This window comes from Achromobacter sp. DMS1, from assembly GCF_001270295.1.
Window position 1 is genome coordinate 22,199 of sequence record NZ_LHSJ01000021.1, and the last position, 6,755, is coordinate 28,953.

Below are 6,755 nucleotides of genomic sequence, written 5' to 3' on the forward strand. Positions count from 1 at the left end.
GAGACCGACAAAAATGACCGAACCAGCCCATAGCCTGATGTATACCCCTGGCTCGCTGGCAGCAGGAAAAACATTCGCTGACACGAACCAGTTGTATGCGAAGGTGGCACCATATTTGAAGAATGCCTTTAACGAAAAGCAGGAATCCCTTTTTCACGATGCATTCGGAAACAGGATTTCTTTGCTTTGGGGGCCGCCGGGTACAGGAAAGACCACGGTCTTGGCCGGGACTGTTCTTGGGTGGATTGAGCATTACGCCGAAGCGGGAATTCCGCTGCGCGTCGGTATCGGGTCCAGCAACTACAACGCTATAGATAACGTTCTCAACGAAGTCCTGGAACTGATCAACAGACGGACGGCCACGGTCGGAGTGTTAGCTTGTCCGGTTCGTGTCACAAGGGTGAGGAGCGACTCCTCCGCACCTCCCTTGAGTGATCAGATCGAAGATATGCCGAGGACCTCCGCAAGGGCTCAGGGTTTTGTGAATGCCCTGAAAGGCGACGATCCCGGGATCATCATCGTGGGTGGAACCTGGCAACAACTTGGACGGCTGGCCGAGAAAGACCACCAAGATAGCGAGCCGACCGCCGAATGGTTTGATCTGCTGGTGATCGACGAGGCATCACAGGTTCAGGTTGCTGCGGCTGCGGCCTACTTTCTGCTTTTGAAGTCTGATGGGCATGTTGTCCTTGCTGGTGACGACCGGCAGCTTGGGCCGATTTACGGCTTCCAGATGAAGGATAGCGTTCAAGGGCTGTTTGACTGCATTTTCTCTTACATGAAGGAGACCCACGGCATCACCCCGGTGCAGCTTAAACACAACTACCGGACCAACGTGGAAATTTCTGCATGGCCCTGCAAGCGTTTTTATAAGAACGAATACGAGGCGTTCTTCCCCGAGAGAAAGCTGGATCTCGCCATCAATATTGATGGAAGACCAGTCGACTGGCCTGAGCAATTGCCATGGTCCGACCAGTTTCTCCGCATTCTTGACCCAGCTTGCCCTGTGGTGGTGATCAGCTACTCCGCCAACACCTATACGTTATCGAACCCTTTTGAGGCGCAGATCGTTTCCGCTTTGACCCTTTTGTACAAGAAGATGGTCGACGCCCAACAGGCCGGAGTAAGCGCCCAGGAGTTTTGGACGCAGAAAATTGGCATTGTGACTCCCCACCGAGCCCAGATGGCATCCATCAGAAATCTGCTCGTGGACGCGGCCGGTATGACGATGGACCCGCCTCCATTTGTGGACACCGTAGACCGGTTCCAGGGTCAGGAGCGCGACCTGATCCTTTCCAGTTATGTGGTGGCCGACCGGGATTTTGTTGCGTCTGAAGATGCGTTCATCCTAAGCCCGAGACGATTCAATGTGACGCTGACCCGGGCGAGAAGCAAATTTGTGATGATTATTAGCGACGCGCTTCTCCAGTATCTGCCATCCGATCCGGACGTGGCCCGTGACGCCGCTCACCTGCAGCTCTTCGCCGAGCAGTATTGCAGTTCGGTATGCGACACGATCGACTTGCCGTTCTTTGAACGCGGTGCTCTGTCGACCATGAGATGCAAATTGAGGGGGCGATACGAGAATGGAGTTTGATGCAATCAACGCCGATCCATTTGTGGCTGTAGGGAGGGAGTACTGAAAGATGCCTTCCGTCCTTGCATGGATTGACCATGACTCGAAAGCGAGGGAACGCACGCTTCGCATCCTTTCCCTTTTCCAGGAAAAGGAAAGTCGTGACGAGCTTGGGCTCGGCTCCGTGCGGGACAGCTTTGCCGATCAGTTGTTTCCAGGAACAAGCACGATCCAGACACGCCTTCGCTACATGCTTTTCGTGCCATGGATTTACCATTCGCTGGAAGAGAAGCGACTACCAGCAGAGAGTTTTTCGATCCAGGCTGACAAGCTGGAAAGAGACCTGGTTCAGCCGTTGATGGATTCCGATGATCAGGCTGGCGTCTTTGGTAAGACCGCAGGAAAGAGGCTCAAACGGTTGCCCAGCTCCGTCTACTGGGCCGGTCTCGGTGTCTGGGGAATACGCATTACGCCATTCTCGCAGGACGAATATCACAGGCGCATCGACGAGACTTACCGTCGCCGGAATGCCCTGAAGGCTCTTGAGAAAGACGCAAAGGTACGGGGAGACGACATCGACGTTGAGCAGCGGATGGCCACTCTCAGTTGGCATCCTCGATTGCCAGCACCTCCGGAAGATTTTCCGGGGGCGGTGAACTTCGCTTTATCCAGGGAAGAAGCCGAATTTATTCGGGATCGCATCCAGGTCGCTTGCCCCAATAGTCTCCTCTCGTTCTTGGCACTGCACTGCGAACCCGCCGACACCCAAGCTCCATGGGAACATCAGGACTACGGCCGCTTTTCCGAACAGCATAAAGAACTCCTGACCCATGCACGGCTGTTCTCGGAGGTGATGCATGGAGCGGCGCTCTCGTACAACGTTCAGCTCGCCAGGCTTCGAAACCATGAAGACCTTGTCGCCGAGCATCAGGCAAGTTTCGATGAATGGACCGCAAATCTTCCCCTGGAGGAAATTCGCTCCTGGTCGGTGAGCCGCCTCTGGGAGTTGACCATGGATCATGGCCACACCATCACCCCGAAAACGAGATTCTTCGTTCAGCAGTGGATCGACCATACCCGGAGGTCCCCCAATGACCTCCTTTCTAACGCAGATGCGCTCACCCTGATCAAAAGAAGGGAAATGAAACTCAAGGGCACGCGTTCCCGATTCAGGAACCAGAGGGCGCTCGAGCAGTGGGGCGGGTACTCCGGCGTCGGAAGACTTGTCTATCGCTGGCCGAATGTGAAGGTGCTTTTGAACGACCTGTACCAGGGGATGAGCCGGGAGGAGAAATGCTGAACCCAAACTCCCGGAGCCTTTATACCTCTGCATTGACCCCACCGCCGGGGATGATTTTCGACGAGGCCATTGCAACCACCTTTTCGATGGACCCAGCCCTACTGCTTGAGGCACCTGTCTACCTGGCGTTAATGGCGGCGGATGGTCATACCGATCCTGACCCGTTGTCTGTGCTTGAAGCCATCCGCAGGTACTCGAAACGAATCACCGTCTATGTGCAACGAGGACGGATTCAAGTGCCCCAGATTGCCAAGCCCAATCCATTGTTTGGGTTTCTGGAGGAAATGGTCGTCGAGGTAACGGCCCCTGGCGGAGGCGTCTTCCATCCAAAAGTCTGGGCAATCCGTTTTGTCAGCCCCGATCAAAGCAGCTCGATGTATCGTCTGGTGGTCCTGACGAGGAACATGACCACCGATCAGTCCTGGGACCTGTCACTTCAGCTCGAAGGCACGATTACAGGTAGGAAGTCCAAATCAAATAAACCGCTGGCACATTTCTTCAAGACACTTCCTGATCTGGCTACCGGACCAACGGAATCGGGCAGGAGCGAGCAAGCTCTCAGATTCGCGGACGAGCTACATCGAGTCCAGTGGGAACTCCCCGACGGCTTTGACGAGCTGACCTTCTATCTTCCAGGAACGAAAGGGTTTGACTGGGAGCCTCCCATGGCAAATCGGATGGCCGTCATCTCGCCGTTCTGTTCTGACGAAGCCCTGCGGGCACTGACGAAAAAAACCAAGGCCGCTGATGCTCTCATCTCACGCCCTGAGTCATTGTCAGCCCTGAAGAAGGAGACTCTCGAGCTCTTCACGCAATGTCTTCATCTGGACGACGCGGCGGAAACCGAGGATGGCGAGGAAGAAGAAGCCACCGAACAGCCGCTTGCGACCGGTCTTCATGCAAAGGTCTATCTGTTTGAGACCCGGTACTATTCAGACTATACCCATGTGATCATGGGGTCCGCGAATGCAACCAACGCGGCGCTGAGCGCTTCGAAAAATATCGAGATTCTGGTCGGGCTGGTTGGCCGGAAGAGTAAAGTTGGCGGCATCGACGAGCTTCTTGGCGCTGACGGATTAGGTGAATATCTTGTCGATTTCGACACGAGCAAGGAAGCAGAGATTGATGCGTTCCGGCAGGCGGCTGAGGAATCCGTTGAGAGGGCTCGCTCCCGGATAGCTGAAGCAGCTCTGTCCATCGAATGCAGCCCGGGATCGAAGGACGGCCTGTGGGCATTGGTGTTGACGGGAGAAATCCCATCCCTTGATGGGATCGTCAGTGCTATTGCATGGCCGATAACCGTTACTCGGGACTTCGCGGTGGATATTCTTAACGGCGATGCTAACGGTGGGATCGGCCTCGGAGAGTTCTCCGCCTCTTCTGTAACGGGGCTCATCGCGTTTGAGCTTAAGACCAACCATCCGGACGTTTCGGCCCGGTTTGTTCTGAATATTCCCGTTACCGGCGTTCCAGAAGAACGCAACTCTGCCATCCTGCAAACCGTGATCAGCAATCAGGAGGGATTCCTGCGTTATCTCCTACTGTTGTTGGGGGATGATAAGGTATCCGGACTTGATCCAGGTAGTGGCTCCGGGCTTGCCAAATGGTTGGCCCGGTTAGCCGACGGTGAGGATATCCCGCTACTGGAAGAGCTGACCCGCACGTACAGTCGACACCCGGAGAGACTGGCGGAAATCTCGGGGCTGGTTCGTGATCTGTCCCAGGGAAGCAAGAATGCGATTATCCCCGAGGATTTTTTAGACCTCTGGACGGTTTTTGAATCGGCTATCGGGAGGCGTGATGCGTAGCAACCGCTTTTTATCAACTCCCGCCTTGGCCGGTCTGAAAGATTTCCAGAGGAAGACCGTGGATTACGTCTTCAAGCGGCTCTATGGCGATGACCCAACTTCCCGTTTTCTGATCGCCGATGAAGTTGGACTCGGGAAAACGCTTGTCGCTAGGGGAATCATTGCCAAGACCTTGGAGCACCTTCAGGACGAGGTGGATCGGGTCGATGTGATCTACATCTGCTCCAATGCCGCCATCGCAACCCAGAATGTCAATCGGCTCAATGTCAGCGACACTGATGGTTTTTCAATCGCCACGCGGCTGACTTACCTTCCCAGACAAGTGCGGTCACTACGAAAGAACAAGGTGAATTTCATCAGCCTGACGCCCGGCACCGCCTTCGACCATGCGCGTAGTCGAGGGGGGCATGCCGACGAACGGGCTATCCTCTATCGGATGCTGTACGACTTGCCCCTGGCGCAAAATGAACGACGCAGACGGCTGCGCGTAGGCCTCCTCAACATTCTTCAGGCGACAGCAGGTAAGGACAACTGGCGAGCCAAGGCCAAAAAACTCCCAGCAGAGGATCTGGATGTAGACCTTTCCAAGGCCTTCCGTCGGGCAGTTATTGAGGATGCCGAACTGTATGCGGCCCTTAAGGAAGGCTGTGAACGCTTTGCTCGTTACCGGGACTACAGCAAAATCCCCTGGGAGGACTCCGAACTTCGCTACGACCTGATCGGAAAACTCAGAAGTAAGCTGGCTTCAGTGTGCCTTTCCGCGCTTGAGCCCGATCTGGTCATCCTTGATGAGTTCCAACGATTCAAGCACCTGTTGGATGGCGATGACGAAGCCTCCATGCTGGCGACCGCGCTCTTTGAACATCCCGACGTTCGCGTTCTCCTGCTGTCCGCAACGCCCTACAAGATGTTCACCCTCGACCAGGAGAATGACGAGGACGACCACTATCCAGATTTCATCAGGACGCTGAACTTCCTCTTCAATGATTCCGGTGAGGTCGATGCGGTCAAAAATCTCTTGTCAGAACATCGAACGACGCTCCATGCCTGCGCGAAGGGGTCGGTATGTCAACCGGGGAAAAAGGCCGAACTTGAACGAGCGCTCCTGAAGGTCATGTGTCGAACAGAACGGGTCGCGACGACTCGTGATCATAACTCGATGATGACCGAGATTGAACGGATGGCTCCCCTTACGCCAGCGGACCTTCAGCACGCCGCGACGGTTGACGCGGTGGCAATCTGTGTCAAGGCCGGGGAGCCAATCGAATACTGGAAGTCTGCGCCTTACCTGATCAACTTTCTGAAGCATTATGAGCTGCGGCATAAGCTGGATGCCCAGTTGAATGCCCCTTCAGATGCTCTTCGCGGAACTCTTTCGTCGGCAAATGGGCAGTTGCTGACGAAGGGTAAATTTGAAGGCTATCAGGCTCTCGATCCTGCCAATCCGAGGATGCGCGTACTTTTTGAAGACACGATTGATAAGGGCATGTGGCAGCTTTTATGGATGCCGCCTTCCATGCCGTATATCGAGCCTGGCGGCGCATACCAGGACAAGGATGGCTTGACCAAGGCCCTTGTGTTTTCCTCTTGGAGTGCTGTTCCGGACGCGATTGCGTCGATCTGCTCCTACGAAGCCGAACGGAAGATGATCGCCGGAACCTCGGTTTCCCACAGCGAACTCTATGACAAGATTAAGCCATTGCTGCGGTTTGCGGTGGCCTCAAATGATAATCGCCTGACTGGTATGCCGGTTATTGCCTGGTTGTTAGCGCCGGTGTAATACTGACCCACCCCGTCGGAGTAAATCTGACCCACCTGGGCAATGATGGTGGCTTTTTGGCCACCGACAATGTTGACTCAGGAGCAAGCAGTGGAGATCAAGGTAATGGCGCGTCGCGGCGTCAGCATTCGGGAGATGGCCAAGCAGCTAGGCTGCTCACGCAACACGGTCAGGCGATACCTGCGTGAGGCCGATGCCCAGCAGTACCGGCCCCGCGAGGCACGGGCCACCAAGCTGGATCCGTACAAGGACTATCTGCGCGGTCGCATCGAAGCGGCCCGACCGCACTGG

Annotated in this window: 5 protein-coding genes; all 5 read left to right on the forward strand. The window is 55.3% G+C overall.

Features of this window, described 5'->3' with window-relative positions; translation table 11 throughout:
* Positions 1-13 precede the first annotated feature (13 nt).
* Positions 14-1,597, forward strand: a complete 1,584-nt coding sequence (locus AD428_RS04515; protein WP_200907992.1) for an AAA domain-containing protein — start codon at positions 14-16, stop codon at positions 1,595-1,597.
* 49 nt (positions 1,598-1,646) lie between these two features.
* Positions 1,647-2,876 (forward strand): DUF6361 family protein, encoded by a 1,230-nt coding sequence (locus AD428_RS04520; protein ID WP_053244328.1) that lies wholly within the window; start codon positions 1,647-1,649, stop codon positions 2,874-2,876.
* Positions 2,870-4,684 (forward strand): phospholipase D family protein, encoded by a 1,815-nt coding sequence (locus tag AD428_RS04525; RefSeq protein WP_053244329.1) that lies wholly within the window; start codon positions 2,870-2,872, stop codon positions 4,682-4,684. Before AD428_RS04520 ends, AD428_RS04525 begins: the two co-directional genes overlap by 7 nt.
* Positions 4,677-6,464 (forward strand): DEAD/DEAH box helicase family protein, encoded by a 1,788-nt coding sequence (locus AD428_RS04530; RefSeq protein WP_235489072.1) that lies wholly within the window; start codon positions 4,677-4,679, stop codon positions 6,462-6,464. The genes AD428_RS04525 and AD428_RS04530 overlap by 8 nt, the downstream gene beginning before the upstream one ends.
* A 69-nt stretch (positions 6,465-6,533) precedes the next feature.
* A partial coding sequence (locus AD428_RS04535; RefSeq protein WP_200907994.1) for a helix-turn-helix domain-containing protein occupies positions 6,534-6,755 on the forward strand: 222 nt, incomplete at its 3' end.